The 15,488-nt window shown below is 73.0% G+C and carries 18 protein-coding genes; 12 read left to right on the top strand and 6 right to left on the bottom strand.

Annotated elements, in window-relative coordinates; translation table 11 throughout:
* Positions 1–24 precede the first annotated feature (24 nt).
* Positions 25–1,485: a catalase gene (locus ACRWND_RS07735; RefSeq protein ID WP_431947317.1), complete on the top strand. Its 1,461-nt coding sequence runs from the start codon at positions 25–27 to the stop codon at positions 1,483–1,485.
* 82 nt (positions 1,486–1,567) lie between these two features.
* On the opposite strand, the gene ACRWND_RS07730 is transcribed toward ACRWND_RS07735, so the two are convergent.
* A complete protein-coding gene (locus ACRWND_RS07730) occupies positions 1,568–1,960 on the bottom strand; it encodes a CBS domain-containing protein (protein ID WP_431947315.1) in 393 nt (130 codons plus the stop codon).
* Between the two features lie 155 nt (positions 1,961–2,115).
* Positions 2,116–2,913: a histidinol-phosphatase gene (hisN, locus tag ACRWND_RS07725; protein WP_431947313.1), complete on the bottom strand. Its 798-nt coding sequence runs from the start codon at positions 2,911–2,913 to the stop codon at positions 2,116–2,118.
* Positions 2,914–3,083: 170 nt separating this feature from the next.
* On the opposite strand from hisN, the gene ACRWND_RS07720 reads away from it, so the two are divergent.
* Positions 3,084–3,710, top strand: coding sequence for a TetR family transcriptional regulator (locus ACRWND_RS07720; protein WP_431947311.1), 627 nt, complete (start codon positions 3,084–3,086; stop codon positions 3,708–3,710).
* A 124-nt stretch (positions 3,711–3,834) separates the two neighbouring features.
* On the opposite strand, the gene ACRWND_RS07715 is transcribed toward ACRWND_RS07720, so the two are convergent.
* The 4 genes from ACRWND_RS07715 to ACRWND_RS07700 form a co-directional block, all read right to left on the bottom strand.
* Positions 3,835–4,158 carry a DMT family transporter gene (locus ACRWND_RS07715; protein ID WP_431947309.1) on the bottom strand — a complete coding sequence of 108 codons (324 nt, stop codon included), beginning with the start codon at positions 4,156–4,158 and terminating at the stop codon, positions 3,835–3,837.
* Between the two features lie 65 nt (positions 4,159–4,223).
* A complete protein-coding gene (gene rsgA, locus ACRWND_RS07710; protein ID WP_431947307.1) occupies positions 4,224–5,225 on the bottom strand; it encodes a ribosome small subunit-dependent GTPase A in 1,002 nt (333 codons plus the stop codon).
* A gap of 3 nt (positions 5,226–5,228) precedes the next feature.
* Positions 5,229–6,572 (bottom strand): 3-phosphoshikimate 1-carboxyvinyltransferase, encoded by a 1,344-nt coding sequence (gene aroA / locus ACRWND_RS07705; RefSeq protein ID WP_431947305.1) that lies wholly within the window; start codon positions 6,570–6,572, stop codon positions 5,229–5,231.
* 86 nt (positions 6,573–6,658) lie between these two features.
* Entirely contained in the window at positions 6,659–7,354 is a 696-nt protein-coding gene (locus ACRWND_RS07700; RefSeq protein WP_431947303.1) for a M50 family metallopeptidase, read from the bottom strand.
* A gap of 54 nt (positions 7,355–7,408) precedes the next feature.
* On the opposite strand from ACRWND_RS07700, the gene ACRWND_RS07695 reads away from it, so the two are divergent.
* From ACRWND_RS07695 to ACRWND_RS07650, 10 genes are all read left to right on the top strand, one after another.
* A complete protein-coding gene (locus ACRWND_RS07695) occupies positions 7,409–8,224 on the top strand; it encodes an SOS response-associated peptidase (RefSeq protein WP_431947301.1) in 816 nt (271 codons plus the stop codon).
* Between the two features lie 38 nt (positions 8,225–8,262).
* Positions 8,263–8,904: an alpha/beta hydrolase family protein gene (locus ACRWND_RS07690; protein WP_431947414.1), complete on the top strand. Its 642-nt coding sequence runs from the start codon at positions 8,263–8,265 to the stop codon at positions 8,902–8,904.
* Between the two features lie 230 nt (positions 8,905–9,134).
* Complete coding sequence (locus ACRWND_RS07685; RefSeq protein WP_431947412.1) at positions 9,135–9,794, top strand: sigma-70 family RNA polymerase sigma factor; 660 nt, start codon at positions 9,135–9,137, stop codon at positions 9,792–9,794.
* Entirely contained in the window at positions 9,791–10,111 is a 321-nt protein-coding gene (rsrA, locus tag ACRWND_RS07680; protein ID WP_431947299.1) for a mycothiol system anti-sigma-R factor, read from the top strand. Before ACRWND_RS07685 ends, rsrA begins: the two co-directional genes overlap by 4 nt.
* 189 nt (positions 10,112–10,300) lie before the next feature.
* Entirely contained in the window at positions 10,301–11,602 is a 1,302-nt protein-coding gene (locus ACRWND_RS07675; protein WP_431947410.1) for an HD-GYP domain-containing protein, read from the top strand.
* Positions 11,599–12,822: an HD-GYP domain-containing protein gene (locus ACRWND_RS07670; protein ID WP_431947297.1), complete on the top strand. Its 1,224-nt coding sequence runs from the start codon at positions 11,599–11,601 to the stop codon at positions 12,820–12,822. Before ACRWND_RS07675 ends, ACRWND_RS07670 begins: the two co-directional genes overlap by 4 nt.
* A 220-nt stretch (positions 12,823–13,042) precedes the next feature.
* On the top strand, positions 13,043–14,014 hold the full coding sequence (locus tag ACRWND_RS07665) for a tetratricopeptide repeat protein (protein WP_431947295.1): 972 nt from the start codon (positions 13,043–13,045) through the stop codon (positions 14,012–14,014).
* 73 nt (positions 14,015–14,087) lie between these two features.
* Positions 14,088–14,708 carry a peptide deformylase gene (def, locus tag ACRWND_RS07660; RefSeq protein ID WP_431947293.1) on the top strand — a complete coding sequence of 207 codons (621 nt, stop codon included), beginning with the start codon at positions 14,088–14,090 and terminating at the stop codon, positions 14,706–14,708.
* A gap of 140 nt (positions 14,709–14,848) precedes the next feature.
* Positions 14,849–15,205 carry a DUF6247 family protein gene (locus ACRWND_RS07655; RefSeq protein WP_431947291.1) on the top strand — a complete coding sequence of 119 codons (357 nt, stop codon included), beginning with the start codon at positions 14,849–14,851 and terminating at the stop codon, positions 15,203–15,205.
* Positions 15,202–15,462 carry a hypothetical protein gene (locus ACRWND_RS07650; RefSeq protein ID WP_431947289.1) on the top strand — a complete coding sequence of 87 codons (261 nt, stop codon included), beginning with the start codon at positions 15,202–15,204 and terminating at the stop codon, positions 15,460–15,462. Before ACRWND_RS07655 ends, ACRWND_RS07650 begins: the two co-directional genes overlap by 4 nt.
* Positions 15,463–15,488 lie beyond the last annotated feature (26 nt).

The raw sequence follows: 15,488 nt of genomic DNA, 5'->3' as shown, positions 1-15,488 counted from the left end.
CAGCACCGACCCAGGGAGAGGCACGTGACGGCTCAGGAGAACGGCCCGCTGACCACGGAGGCGGGAGCCCCGGTCGCGGACAACCAGAACAGCGAGACAGCGGGCGCAGGGGGACCGGTCCTGGTCCAGGACCAGCAGTTGCTGGAGAAGCTGGCCCGCTTCAACCGCGAGCGCATACCGGAGCGCGTGGTGCACGCCCGCGGCGCCGGCGCCTATGGAACCTTCACCGTCACCGCGGACGTGACGAAGTACACCCGGGCGAAGTTCCTCGCCGAGGTGGGCAAGCAGACCGAGACGTTCCTGCGCTTCTCCACCGTGGCGGGCAACCTCGGGGCGCCGGACGCGGTGCGCGACCCCAGGGGTTTCGCGCTGAAGTTCTACACCGAGGAGGGCAATTACGACCTCGTCGGCAACAACACCCCCGTGTTCTTCATCAAGGACGCGATCAAGTTCCCCGACTTCATCCACACCCAGAAGCGCGATCCCTACACCGGCTCCCAGGAGGCGGACAATGTCTGGGACTTCTGGAGCCTGTCGCCGGAGTCGACGCACCAGGTGACCTGGCTGTTCGGCGACCGCGGCATCCCCGCCAGCTACCGCCACATGAACGGCTACGGCTCGCACACCTACCAGTGGAACAACGAGGCGGGCGAGGTCTTCTGGGTCAAGTACCACTTCAAGACCGACCAGGGCATCAGGAACCTTACCCAGGAAGAGGCCAACCGGATCGCCGGCGAGGACCCCGACTCCCACCAGCGCGACCTGCGCGAGGCCATCGAGCGCGGTGAGTACCCCAGTTGGACCGTGCAGGTGCAGATCATGCCCGCGGACGAGGCGGCGACCTACCGCTTCAATCCGTTCGACCTCACCAAGGTGTGGCCGCACGAGGACTACCCGCCCATCGAGATCGGCAGGCTGGAGCTCAACCGCAACCCGCAGAACATCTTCGCCGAGGTCGAGCAGTCGATCTTCTCCCCGGCCCACTTCGTGCCGGGCATCGGCCCGTCCCCGGACAAGATGCTGCAGGGCCGGCTCTTCGCCTACGGCGACGCCCACCGCTACCGCGTCGGCATCAACGCCGACCATCTGCCGGTGAACCGGCCGCACGCGACCGAGGCGCGCACCCACGGCCGGGACGGCGCCCTCTACGACGGCCGCCACGGCGGGGCCAGGAACTACGAGCCGAACAGCTTCGGCGGCCCGGCCGAGACCGGCCGTCCTCTGTGGTCGGCGACCACGGTCACCGGCCGCACCGGCAACCACGTGGCGCCCTCGCACGCCGAGGACGACGACTTCGTGCAGGCCCGAAACCTCTACCGGCTGATGTCGGAGGAGGAGAAGGAGCGCCTGGTCGCCAACCTCTCCGGCTTCCTCGCCAAGGTGTCGCGCGAGGACATCGCCGAGCGGGCGATCGGCAACTTCCGCCAGGCCGACGAGGACTTCGGCAAGCGGCTGGAGGCCGCCGTCCGGGCCCTGCGCGGCTGAGCGGCGTCCGCCCCACGGGCCCGGAGGGGGCCGGGTGCGTCCAGGCGCCCGGCCCCCTCCGCTCCACCGCCAGGGCCGGCCGTCAGCCTGCCAGGGCCGTGTGCGCGGGCTGCCAGCAGCGCACGATGTCGCGTACGGAGACCATGCCGACCGGGTTGCGGTCCTCCAGGACCACCAGGTGCCGGAAGCCGCCGCGCACCATGGCGGCGGCCGCGGCCTCGAGAGTCCACCCGGGCGCGGCGAAGACCACGTCGGTGGTGGTGTGGGCGGCGGCGAACTCGTGGTCGGGGTCGAGCCCCGCACCGACGGCGTTGAGGATGTCGCGCTCGGTCAGGATGCCGAGACCGCAGGTGTCGGGGTCGAGGACGACCGCGGCGCCCACCCGGCGGGCGGACATCAGCCGGGCGGCCTGGTGGAGGGTGTGGGCGGGACCGATGGTGAGAACGACCGTGCTCATGGCGTCGCGTACGAGCATGGGATACCCCTCGGGCTGCGTCGTGGCCGTCTTGAGAACGCTTTCACAAATGCACAAGCTCACGCATTCTCATGTTCACATGCGCCCTGGTCGGCAGCAAGGGGCGTGCGGGGCGTGAACGGTGGTGTGAGGGGGCGGTACACCAGGGGCGGGGATCAGAGGCGGTTCAGATAGGCGAGCATCTCCTCGTGCAGCATCCCGTTGGACGCCGCCGCGTTCCCGCCGTACGGACCCGGTGTCCCGTCCAGGCTGGTGAAGCGCCCCCCGGCCTCACGCACGATCACTTCGTTCGCCGCCATGTCCCACAGGCTGAGCTCGGGTTCGGCGCAGATGTCCACGGCGCCCTCGGCGACCATCATGTACGGCCAGAAGTCGCCGTAGGCACGCGTCCGCCAGCAGGACCGGGTCAGGTCGAGAAAGCCGTCGAGGCGGCCCTGCTCCTCCCAGCCGCTCAGCGAGGAGTACGCGAAAGAGGCGTCCTCCAGCCGGCCGACCTGGGACACCCGCAGCCGCGTGGCGGAGGCCAGGCTGCGCCCGGTGTACGCCCCGCCGCCCTTCGCCGCCCACCAGCGGCGCCCGAGGGCGGGCGCCGACACCACGCCGACCACGCCCTCGTCGCCGTGCTCACCGCGCACCATCAGCGCGATCAGGGTGGCCCACACGGGCACCCCGCGGACGTAGTTCTTGGTGCCGTCGATCGGGTCGACGATCCAGCGCCGCGGGCCGCTGCCCTCGGTGCCGTACTCCTCGCCGAGCACGGCGTCGCGCGGCCTGGCCCGGCCCAGCTGACCGCGGATCAGTTCCTCGGCGCGCTTGTCCGCCTCGCTGACCGGTGTCATGTCGGGCTTGGTCTCGACCTTGAGGTCCAGGGACTTGAAGCGCTCCATGGTGGCGGCGTCGGCGGCGTCGGCGAGGATGTGCGCGAGACGCAGGTCGTCGTTGAAGTCCGGCATGGAGTGAACAGTATCGATCGCGGCGGGGCGAGGTCACGCAGGAGACGCGGCGACGGTTGACACGGGCCGACGGCGCGTCATGGTGACGACACGGCTCCCGGGCGCCGCGAGGCGCCGCTCGGCACCGGCCGAGACCGCTCGGGGACGCGTGACACCGCTTGGAGGACGACGTGCCGGCAGTGCGTGACGCACTCCTGGACGCGGCGCTGACCGCGCTCGGCGTCCGCTCGTGGGCGACGGTCAGGATGGTGGATCTCGCGGCCATCGCAGGGGTGTCGCGGCAGACGCTCTACAACGAGTTCGGCGGCAAGGAGGGCCTCGCCCGTGCCCTGGTGCGGCGGGAGGCCGAGGCGTTCCTGGCCGGCGTGGAGCGCGCCTTGGACACCGCCGCCGGACGGCACGGCGCCGATGCCGGGGACTGCTTCGCCGCGGCGACCGCCTGGACCCTGCACAGCGCGCGCCGCAACACGCTGGTGCGCGCGGTGCTCACCGGCTGCCGCGGGGACCGGGTCCCGGTGGCAGCGGTCGTACCGGTGCCGTTGCCACGGCCGGCGGGCGGGCGGCCTCGCCGGGACGACGCTCCGCTGGCCCCGGTCGAGCTCCTCGACGCCTTCCACGCGCGCGCCCTGGGCGTGCTCGAGCGGCGCTTCCCCGGGCTCGACGAGGTGGCGGCCGACTGGGCCTGCGGGACCGCGGTGCGGGTCGCCGTCTCCTATGTCGCCGTGCCCGCGGCCTCGGATGAGCAGGCGTGCCGGCGGGTCGCCCGGCTGGTCCGCGGACTGCTCAGCGGCGGCTGACGACGAGGGCGGACGGCGCCCGCGCGAGAAGGCACGGGTGCCGGACGGCGAAGACGACGAACGGCGGGCCCCGGACGGGCGGAGCCGCACCGGCGCGTGGGGACGGATCAGTGCGCGGATCGGATCAGTGGGTGGAGCCGGAGAGTTGGAGCCCGATGACGCCCAGGATGACCAGGCTGACGGAGACCAGCTTCAGTGTCGAGACGACGTCGCCGAGGAAGACCATCCCGTAGATCGCCGTCCCGGACGCCCCGATGCCCGTCCACACCGCGTACGCCGCCCCGACGTCCAGCTTCTTCAGGGCGAGGGTGAGCAGACCGAAGCTGCCGAGCGCGAAGGCGCAGAACGCGATGGTCGGCCACAGGCGGGTGAAACCGTGGGAGAGCTTGAGGGAGACCGCGAAGCCGGTTTCGAGGAGTCCCGCGACCACCACGAGGAGCCAGGCCATCGAGAGCCCTCCCGATTTCGTCTGCCGATGAGCGATCATCACACAGCATGCCCGGAAACGGCGGCTCAGTCCCCTTCCTTGCGCTCACGAGTCGCGAGCAACCGCCGCAGCGAGAACAACCGGGCGGGTTCGGCGTGCCCGTCGGCGACCCAGGCGTCCAGCGCGCAGTCGGGTTCGTCGTGGCTGCAGGCGCGCGGACAGCCCTCGGTGCCCGGCTCCAGGTCGGGGAAGGCGTGGATGACCCGGGACGGATCGATGTGGGCCAGGCCGAAGGAACGCACGCCCGGGGTGTCGATCACCCACCCCGCCTCGTCCCGCAGCGGCAGCGCGAGCGCGGAGGTCGTGGTGTGCCGGCCGCGGCCGGTGACCGCGTTGACGTGGCCGGTGGCGCGCTGACGCTCCACCAGGGCGTTGACCAGGGTGGTCTTCCCGACGCCGCTGTGCCCGACGAAGGCGGTGACTCCGCCCCTGAGGTGCTCGCGCACCGCCTCCGTCGCCGTGTCGTCGAAGTTCTCGTGAGTGGTCACCACATAGGGGACGCCCAGCGGCGCGTACGTCTCCAGCAGCGGCCCGGCGGGCGCCAAATCGGACTTGGTGAGCACCAGCAGCGGTTCGAGACCGGCGTCGTAGGCGGCCACCAGGCAGCGGTCGATGAGGCGGGGCCGCGGCTCGGGGTCGGCGAGGGCGGTGACGATGGCGAGCCGGTCCGCGTTGGCGACGACCACCCGCTCGTACGGGTCGGTGTCGTCCGCGGTGCGGCGCAGCACCGAGCTGCGCTCCTCGACGCGCACGATCCGCGCCAGGGTGTCCTTCTCGCCCGACAGGTCGCCGACGATGCCCACCCGGTCGCCGACCACGATGCCCTTGCGGCCCAGCTCACGCGCCTTCATCGCGGTGACCGTGCGGTCCTCGACGAGGCAGGTGACGCGGCCCCGGTCGACGGTGAGGACGAAGCCCTCCTCGGCGTCCTCGTGCTTGGGCCGGATGCTGCTGCGCGGGCGGTTCCCCTTGCGGTTCGGGCGGACCCGGACGTCGTCCTCGTCGGTGTGCTTGCCGTAGCGCCGCATGGCTCAGGCCCGGCCCGGTGACACGGCCGCCGGCGCCCCGCCCAGCATGTCCGTCCACATCTGCGGGAAGTCGGGGAGGGTCTTGCCGGTGGTCGCGACGTTCTCGACCCGGACGCCGTCGACGGCCAGGCCCAGTACGGCGCCCGCGGTGGCCAGCCGGTGGTCGTCGTAGGTGTGGAAGACGCCGCCGCGCAGGGGCCGCGGCCGGATGCGCAGGCCGTCCTCGGTCTCGGTGACGTCGCCGCCGAGTTCGTTGATCTCCTTGCTCAGCGCGGCCAGCCGGTCGGTCTCGTGCAGACGCAGGTGGCCCACGCCGCGCAGGACGGACTCCGAGTCGGCGAGCGCGGCGACGGCCGCGATGCCGGGGGTCAGCTCGCCCACCTCCGACAGGTCGGCGTCGATGCCGTGGATCCGGCCGGAGCCGGTGAAGACCAGGCCCGCGTCCGTCAGCTCGCACGAACCGCCCATTCGGGTGAACAGCTCACGCAGCGCGTCGCCGGGCTGGGTGGTGCGCAGCGGCCAGTCGGGGATGACCACACGGCCCCCGGTGACCAGTGCGGCGGCGAGGAAGGGCTGGGAGTTGGAGAGGTCTGGCTCGACGGTGAGGTCGACGCCGAGCAGCGCGCCGGCGTCCACCCGCCACACGTTCGGCTCGCCGCCGTTCTCCGGGGTGTCGACCTTGGCGCCGGCGTGCCGCAGCATCTCCACCGTCATCTTGATGTGCGGCAGCGACGGCAGCGTCGGGCCGGTGTGCCGCACCTCCACGCCCTGGTTGAAGCGGGGGCCGGACAGCAGCAGGGCGCTGACGAACTGGGACGACGAGGACGCGTCGACCGACACCGGGCCGCCGTCCAGCGCCCCGCCGCCGTGCACGGTCAGCGGGAGCGCGCCGCGGCCCTCGTCGTCGATGCGCGCGCCCAGCGAGCGCAGCGCGTCGATGACCCCGTGCAGCGGTCGTTCGTGGCTGCGCGGGTCCCCGTCGAAGTGCACCGGGCCGTCGGCGAGCGCGGCGACCGGCGGCAGGAACCGCATCACCGTGCCGGCGTTGCCGACGTCGACCGTGGCCGGCCCGTGCAGCCCGGCCGGGATGACCCGCCAGGCCTCGCCGCCGTAGGGGTTGACGACCTCGTCGATCTGGACGCCCATGGCGCGCAGCGCGTCGGCCATCAGAACGGTGTCACGACTGCGCAGGGGGCGGCGCAGCCAGCCCGGCTCGGAGGCGAGCGCCGCGAGCACCAGGGCGCGGTTGGTGACCGATTTGGACCCGGGCACGGTGACCGTCGCGTGGACGGGGGCGGACGCGAGCGGCGCGGGCCACAGGGCGGTGTGCGCGGGGTTATCGGTCATGGGCCCAAGCGTAGTGGCTCACAGCGAAGGCGAATCGCGCACAAAGCGGGCGAAACTTGCAGGAAACAGTAAGTCGCTCGCAAGGGTCACAGACCCGCCAGCCAGCGGCCGCCGCCGATCAGCGACAGCAGCGCCACCGCGTGGAACAGCAGCATCCACAGCGCCGCCGGGGTGTGCGTCAGCCGGGCCAGCTGGTCCGCGTCGGAGCCCGGGGCGGCGTCCTCGCGCCGCTTGCGCTGGAGCTCCAGCACCGGCCGTACGCCCCCGAACAGCAGGAACCACACCACGAGGTAGGCGAACCCCGCCTGGACCGCGGGCCCGGTCAGCCAGGACACCAGCAGGAAGAGCGCGCCGGTCAGGAACACCGTCAGGACCCCGTAGGCGTTCCGGATCATCACCAGCATCACCAGCAGCAGCGCCGTCGCGCCCCAGAGCAGGACCGTGATGCGCCCCGCCGCGAGCAGCAGGGCCCCGCCGAGGCCCAGCAGGGACGGTGCGGTGTAGCCCGCCGCCGCGGTGAGGATCATGCCGAGGCCGTACGGCTTGCCGCGGGAGACGGTCAGGCCCGAGGTGTCCGAGTGCAGCCGGATGCCTTGCAGCCGGCGTCCGGACAGCAGGGCGACCAGGCCGTGGCCACCCTCGTGGGCGATCGTGATCGCGTTGCGCGACAGCCGCCACAGGGCGTGCGGCAGCACCGCGGCCAGGGCGACGGCCGCGGTGACGCCCACCAGCCAGGGCGGGGGCGCGGGCTGGGTGCCGAGGAGGGAGTCGATGGGCTGCACGCTTCCGCACCATACGGCGTCCGGGCCTGCCCGCGCCGTGGCAATCTGGCACTCATGTGCGGTCGATACGCAGCGAGCCGGAGGCCCGAGGATCTTGTCGGGATCTTCGACGTGCGGAAATGGGATCCCACCGAGGCGCTGGACGCCAACTGGAACGTCGCGCCCACCGACAGTGCCTACGCGGTGCTGGAGCGTCCGGACAAGGAGACGGGCGAGGTGGTGCGCCAGCTGCGCACCCTGCGCTGGGGTCTGGTGCCGAGTTGGGCGAAGACCCCCGACGTCGGGGTCAAGATGATCAACGCGCGGGCCGAGACCGTCCACGAGAAGTCCTCCTACCGCCGCCCCTTCGCCTCGCGCCGCTGCCTGCTGCCGGCCGACGGGTACTACGAGTGGGTCACGGACAAGGACGAGCGCCGCCTGGAGGAGCAGGGGAAGCGGAAGCGGCCCCGCAAGCAGCCGTACTTCGTCACCCCGGCCGACGGCTCGGTCTTCGCCATGGCCGGGCTCTACGAGTTCTGGCGCGACCGCACCCTGCCCGACGAGCACCCGCGCGCCTGGTGGGTCACCTGCACCGTCATCACCACGCAGGCCGACACCGAGCCCTTCGCCGACGCCGACGAGCGCCCCGGCGGTCCGCGCTCCCTGGCCGAGATCCATCCGCGCATGCCCCTGTGGATCACCCCTGACCACTGGGACGACTGGCTGGACCCCGCGCGCACCGACGTCGAGGACCTGCGCGGGCTGCTCGCGCCGCCGCGGCCGGGCCTGCTGCGGGCATACCCCGTGCGGTCCGAGGTGAGCAACGTCCGCAACAACGGGCCGGAACTGGTCGAACCGATCGAGGCGCCCGAGGAGGCGACGCTGTTCTGACCGCCCGCGGTGCCAGACTGGCCGCTGTGAGCGAGATCATGGAGATCGTGCCGACCCCCGCCGGGGACGCCCGCGTCACCTGGCACCGGGCCCGCGGCGCCCGCGCCGTTGTGGCGCTCGGCCACGGCGCGGGAGGCGGGATCGAGGCGCGCGACCTGCAGGCCCTGGCCGCGGGACTGCCGCCGCACGGCTGGTCGGTCGCGCTGGTGGAGCAGCCCTGGCGGGTGGCCGGGAAGAAGCTGGCGCCCGCGCCGAAGACGCTGGACGCCGGATGGCGGGCGCTGTGGCCGGCGCTGGCCCGGCCCGGTCTTCCGGTGGTCGCCGGCGGCCGCAGCGCGGGGGCCCGGGTGGCCTGCCGTACGGCGGCGGAGCTGGGCGCGGTCGGCGTGCTGGCGCTGTCGTTCCCGCTGCATCCGCCGGGCCGGCCGGAGAAGTCCCGCGAGGAGGAACTGCGCGCGGCGGCGCGGGGCGACATGCCCCTCCTGGTCGTCCAGGGCGGGCGCGACCCCTTCGGCCGCCCCGAGGAGTTCCCCGCGGGGTGCGAGCCGGTCGAGGTGCCGTTCGGCGACCACGGGTTCGCCGTGCCGAAGTCGGCGGACCTCACCCAGGAGGCGGCACTCAGCGTCATCACCAAGGCGGTGCTGGGCTGGCTGGAGGAAGTGCCCCCGCTTCGGGAATGAGCGGTGCGCGGCCCGTGTTGTCGCAGGGGTCCAGGAATTCACGTACGCACAGTGAGGAAGGCAGCCGGATGGTCAGTGCCGAGTGCCGAGCGCGTGCCGAGGCGCCCTACCTGTCGTGGCCGCAGTGGCCGTCGACGGGCAAGGAGAGCAGGAACAGCGCGCCGATCCCGCCCGGGATATCCTCCGATGGCGTGGGGTCCGCTTACGGCCCCGTGACCATCGTGGAGGAGGTGGGTCCGGTCAGCGGCAACGACGACAGCCCGTCCGAGGTGCCTGAGGTGCAGGTGGCGAAGGAGTCCGACGTCGAGCGCAACACGCGCTTCGAGCGGGACGCCTTGGAGTACCTGGACCAGATGTACTCGGCGGCGCTGCGCATGACCCGCAACCCGGCCGACGCAGAGGACCTGGTGCAGGAGACGTACGCGAAGGCGTACGCGTCGTTCCACCAGTTCCGCGAGGGCACCAACCTGAAGGCGTGGCTCTACCGCATCCTCACCAACAGCTTCATCAACTCCTACCGGAAGAAGCAGCGCGAGCCCCAGCGCAGCGGCACGGAGGAGATCGAGGACTGGCAGCTCGCCCGCGCCGAGTCGCACATGTCCACGGGTCTGCGCTCCGCCGAGTCCCAGGCCCTGGACCACCTTCCCGACTCGGACGTGAAGCAGGCGCTGCAGGCGATCCCGGAGGAGTTCCGGATCGCGGTCTATCTGGCGGACGTCGAGGGCTTTGCCTACAAGGAGATCGCCGACATCATGGGAACCCCCATCGGTACGGTGATGTCCCGTCTGCACCGGGGGCGGCGGCAGCTGCGTTCGCTGCTGGAGGACTACGCGCGGGAGCGCGGGCTCGTCCCGGCGGGCGCGGGAGACGAGAAGGGCTCGGGCACATGAGCTGCGGCAACCCGCATGAGACGGACTGCTCCGAGGTACTCGAACACCTCTACGAGTACCTGGACAACGAGATGTCCGACGACGCCTGCGCCAAGTTCAAGCAGCACTTCGACGAGTGCCACCCCTGCTTGGAGAAGTACGGCCTCGAGCAGGCCGTCAAGAAGCTGGTCAAGCGCTGCTGCGGGCAGGACGACGTGCCCTCGGACCTGCGGGCCAAGGTGCTCACGCGGATCGAGCTGATCCGGGAGGCCGAGGTCGTGCCGGTACGCGAGCCGGCCGAGGGCGGCGGCGCGCCGACGGGTTCCCCGGCCGGCTGAGGCGCCCGGCGCCGACGCGCCGCACAGGCACCCCACCGGTGCCCGGCATCCCACGGGTGCTCGGCGCCGGTACGTCGAGCCGACAGGTCGCCCGGGATCACCCGAAGGCGGGAATCGCGTCCGCTCGCCCGACCGGGCGGCGGCCGCGCCCCTAGCCTCGGTGGGGTGCGTGCGAGGCGGGCGGTCCGGATGCTTCCCGCGGCGGCCCGGGTCTACATCGCGGTCGTCGTGGTGTCGGCGTGCGGCACCCTCGTCGCGGGCCCCTGGGAGGGCACTGTCCGGGCGACCGCCGCCGTGCTGGCGGTGCTCTACGCGGCGGGGGAACGCACGGGGGCGTCCCTGCCCCCGGTGCTCTTCACGGCCGCGCTCCTGCTTCCCCCGGGCGCGGCCGCTCTCGTCGCCGTGCCCGGGGGGCTGCTCGCGCCCGTCCGGGGTGAGCCACGCCCGGTGCGCCGTGTGTGGCACGCCGCACAGCTCGCCCTGGCGACGGCCGCCGCGGCCCAGGTGCGCACCGCCTTCGGGGACGGCCCCTACGCGCGGCTGCCGGGGCTATTGCTGCCCGCGCTCGCGGCCGTCCTCGCCTTCTGCCTGTTCTCCGCGGCCCTGACCGCCGGTGTGCTGATCACCGCCGAGCGCACCGCGCCCTTCACGGCGTGGCGGGAGTCCCTGCTGGAGCCGCTCGCGCCGCATCTGACCTACGGCCTGGTGGGGCTCGTGGCCGCGGTGCTCTGGCAGGGCCCGTACGGGGCGGTGGCCGCGGTCCTCGCCCTGCTGCCGACGCACATGGCGCGCTGGGTCATGGACCAGGCACGCCGGGAGCGGGCCGCGCACCAGGCGACGGTCCGGGCGCTGGTGCAGGCCGTGGAGATCAAGGACCGCTACACACGCGGCCACAGCGAGCGCGTCGGCCGGGCGTCGGCGCTGATCGCCCGTGAGATCGGCCTGCCGCCCGAGCGCGTGGAGGCCCTGCGGCTGGCCGGGATCCTGCACGACATCGGCAAGCTCGGCGTGCCCACCCGGGTGCTGCGCAAGGACAGCCCGCTCACGTTGGAGGAGAGGCGGATCATCGAGCTGCACCCCGCGTACGGCCACGAGATGGTACGCGGCATCGCCTTCCTCGACGACGCCCGCGCCGCGATCCTCCACCACCACGAACGCCTCGACGGAACGGGCTACCCCTACGGCCTGGCCGGTGAGGCCATCCCGTCCTCGGCGCGGCTGGTGGCCGTGGCGGACGCTTTCGACGCCATGACCTCCACGCGCTCGTACCAGGCCGCCCGCGGTGTCGACGACGCGCTGGGCGAGCTGCGCCGCTGCGCCGGCAGCCACTTCGACCCGCTCATGGTGCAGGCCCTCGTCCGCGCCGTGCGCCGCGAAGGGTGGAACCCGGCGGTCACCGCCGACGAGCCGGAACCCCTCGCCCCCGCCCAGACCCGGCGCCACGCCCGCCGGGAGACCCCGTCCCGCCGCACCCCAGAGCCGCGCCCGTGAGCGCCGGCGGACGCCGCGGCGGCGGCGACCACCGCCGCCACCGCAGGCGCACGCCGCCGGTCGTGGCGGCCGCCCACGGGCTCGCGCTCGCCGTGGGCGGCGCCGCGACGGTGTGGACGGCGGTGCACGGGGTCGCCGACCCCGCCGCGGCCGCCGCCTTCAGCGCGCTGATCGTCGTGGGCGAGGCCCTGCGGATCCCGGAGCCCGAGGGCCGGGAGGCCGCTCCCGTCGCCTTCGCCGGGGCCCTGGCCTACGCGCTGCTCGCGGCCGAGGCGGTGGCGGTCGTGGTGGCCGTCTGCGTCGCCGCCGTCGGCGCCGGGCAGCTGACGGGCGCCCCGCGCGACGCCGCGGCCCGGCGCGTGCTGACGGTGACGTTCGCCGCCGCGACCGCGCAGCCGCTGTACGGCGGCAGCGGCGGCCATCCGGGCTACGCCCTCCTGCTGCTGGCCAGCACGATCCTCTGCGACGCCGTGCTCGCCGCCGTGCTGGGCGCCGCCCGTGCCGGACACCCCTTCGCCTCCGCCCTCCGTGACGAGCTGGCCGTCCTGCCGGGCGTCGGCACGGCCGTGTGCGCCGGCGGGGTCGTTCTGGCGCAGGCGGAGCAGTCCGCCGGGCTGTGGGCGCTGCCCGTGTGCGGGGTGCCGCTGCTGCTGACCCAGACGGCCTTCCGGCGGCACGCCGCGATCCGGGCCACCCACCGGGAGACCATCACCTCACTGGCCCGCGCCACCGAGCTCGCCGGCTACACCCCGGTGGGGCACGCGCGCCGGGTCAGCGCCCTCAGCCACGCCATGGGGCGCGAACTCGGCCTGGGCGGAAAGGCGCTGGCGGCCCTGGAGCACGCCGCACTGATGCACGACATCGGCCAGCTCTCCCTCGTCGACCCCGTGCCCGGTGGCGCCACCACGTCCCTCGATCAGGTGGAACGCCGCCGCATCGCCCTGCTCGGGGCGGAGGTCGTACGCCGGACGGGTGCCCCCGAGGAAGTCGCGCGGATCGTGGAGGGACAGGCCGATCCGTACCGCGGACAGCCGCTCGCGGGACGCATCGTGCGTACGGCCAACGCCTATGAGGACTTTGTCGGGAGCGGTACGGCCGCGGGCCGCGGGCTGCAGGCCCTGGAGCGGTTACGCCTCGATACGGCGCACGAATACGACCCTCACGTGGTCGAGGCGCTGACCAGGGTCGTTGCCAGGGCAGGGGAGTTAACCCACCGGTAATGAGCGGGCGCGCCAAGGGGCATGGTTGGATGCCCGCAGAGGCGCAGAGCGCGCAAGAGGCGCACCATGGCGCCGATGCTGCCAAAACGACGAGCCCGGCCGTGTGTGACAGGCCCTGCCGATGGCAAGGAGGACTGATGAGCACCGCTGAGCACGGGACGTGGGGGAACGGACGGGGCACCGTGGGGCACCAGCGCAAGCGAACGGCAGGCGGGACACCTTGAGGATCTTCGGCAGGGCACGGCATCGGCCGTCCGCCACCTGGCGGCAGGCGACCGACCGGGCGTTCACGCTGATCAGCGACGGACGGTACGAGGACGCCGGTGCGCTGCTCACCCGCGCCGCCGATCTGGAGCCCTGGCGTTCGGAGTCCTGGTACAACCTCGCGCTGCTGCACAAGTTCCGGCACGACTGGGAGCAGGCGCGCACCACCGGTCTGCGGGCCGTCGCCCTGCTGGACCGCGCGCCCGGCGCTCCCGACTGGTGGAACGTCGGCATCGCCGCCACCGCCCTGCAGGACTGGCCGCTCGCCCGCCGCGCCTGGCAGGCGTACGGGCTGCGCCCCGACGCCGGGGGGAGCGGCCCCGTCGAGATGCAGTTGGGCAGCTCCGCGGTGCGGCTCTCCCCGGAAGGCGAGGCCGAGGTCGTGTGGGGCCGGCGGATCGACCCGGCCCGGATCGAGGTGCTGAGCATCCCGCTGCCGTCCTCCGGCCGCCGCTGGGGCGAGGTCGTGCTCCACGACGGCGTCCCGCACGGCGAGCGGCGCACCGCCGACGGCGCGACCTACCCCGTCTTCGACGAGATCGAGCTGTGGGCGCCCTCGCCCGTGCCGACCTGGCTCGTCCTGCTGGAGGCGGCGACCGAGGCGGACCGCGACGCCCTGGAGCAGCTCGCCGCCGACGCCGGATACGCCGCCGAGGACTGGTCGTCCTCGGTACGGCTGCTCTGCCGCACCTGCTCCGAGAGCCGGATGCCGACCGACGACGGCTCCGACGCCTCGCGCGACCCGCACGACCACGGGGAACCCGGCCACCCCGGCCACCTCAGCCACCGCACTCCGGGCGCCCTGTGGGCCCCCGAGCGCGAGTGCGGCATCGCGGCGCCTGTCGGGCTGGTGAAGGGCCTGCTGGACGGCTGGGTCGCCGACAGCCCGGACACCCGGGACTGGCGCGATCTCGAAGAGGTCTGCTGACACCGTCGCGGGCACGTACTCTTGATGGGCTGTCCAGCTTCACAGAATGCCCCAGGAAGGCGTACGACGGACCATGTCGCAGCAGGAGACCGAGCAGACCGCATTCACCGACGACGTGACGGACGCGGAGGAGCGTGAGGCCGCCCACCGCGAGCGCGGCACGGCCCGCCCGATCACGGTCGTCGGCAACCCGGTGCTGCATCAGCCGTGCACGACGGTCACGTCCTTCGACGACGAGCTGGCCGCGCTGATCGACGACATGTTCGCCAGCCAGCGCGCCGCCGAGGGCGTCGGCCTCGCCGCCAACCAGATCGGCGTGCCGCTGCGGGTGTTCGTGTACGACTGCCCGGACGACGACGGCGTCCGGCACGTCGGCCACGTGGTCAACCCCGTCATCGACGACCTCCCCGCCGAACGGCGCGTCCTGGACGACGGCAACGAGGGCTGCCTGTCCGTGCCGGGCGCCTACGCCGAGCTGCCGCGCCCCGACTACGCGATCTGCCGCGGCCAGGACCTGCACGGCAACGACATCGTCGTCGAGGGCAAGGGCTTCTTCGCCCGTTGCCTGCAGCACGAGACCGACCACCTCAACGGGTACCTCTACATCGACCGGCTCTCCAAGCGGGACCGCAAGGACGCGCTGAAGCAGATGGCGGAGTCCACCCCGAAGTACGAGGTCGTGCCGAACGACTGAGCGTCCGCTCGGGCACCCCGCGCGGCACTGCCGCACACCACCACGAGACCCGGCTCCCACGGTGGACGGGTGTGGGAGGAACGCCGAGGCGCGACGGCAGTGGCTAGGCTGAACCGCGGTACCCGGAGGAGGACCGCATCATGACCACCCAGCCCGAGCACCACGGGACAGAGCTCATCGCACGGCCGGCCAGAACTCCCGAGGCACTCCGTGCGGCGCTCGCGCAGGTGGCGCCTCATCGTCTCGCGGAGATGGAGCAGCAGAAGAACGAAGCGATCGCCCTTTCCGTCGATTCGGGCTCGATCGAGCCGCTGCGAGCGTTCCTCGGCGCCTGGGCCGTCCATGTCGAGATCGCCCGCGATCTCGACACTGCGGGACGTCTGCGCTCGGCCGAGCACACGGCCCAGACCCTCGACAGGCACGATCCCGCGTGGAAGGCGGCGATGGCCGAGATCCGCGCGATCTTCGATCAGGCCCGTGCGGCGGTGGGTGAGTGAGCTGGGCCTGGGAGTACGAGCCCGGTGAGCAGTACGTGGTCGGCGGGGAGAACCCCGCTCCCGAGGCACTGGTCACGCAGGTGGAGGAGAAGGCTGGGGAACTGGTTCGCGCCGCCGAGGCGCGGTACCTCGACGGGACCGCTTTCCAAGGCGTCGGGGAGGGGACGAAGATGGCAACCGTCGCGAACGGCCTCTTCCTCTACCTTGTCGTTCCCCGGCACGAACGGGTCTACATCCTCCAGGTCACCGCGTTCTGACCGCGCGCACGGGCGGGGGCGGGGCA

The sequence above is a fragment of the Actinacidiphila sp. bgisy167 genome (genome assembly GCF_965342175.1).
GTDB lineage: Bacteria > Actinomycetota > Actinomycetes > Streptomycetales > Streptomycetaceae > Actinacidiphila.
Note: the sequence above shows the minus strand (reverse complement) of the source record. Positions and strands in the feature narration are given on the sequence as shown.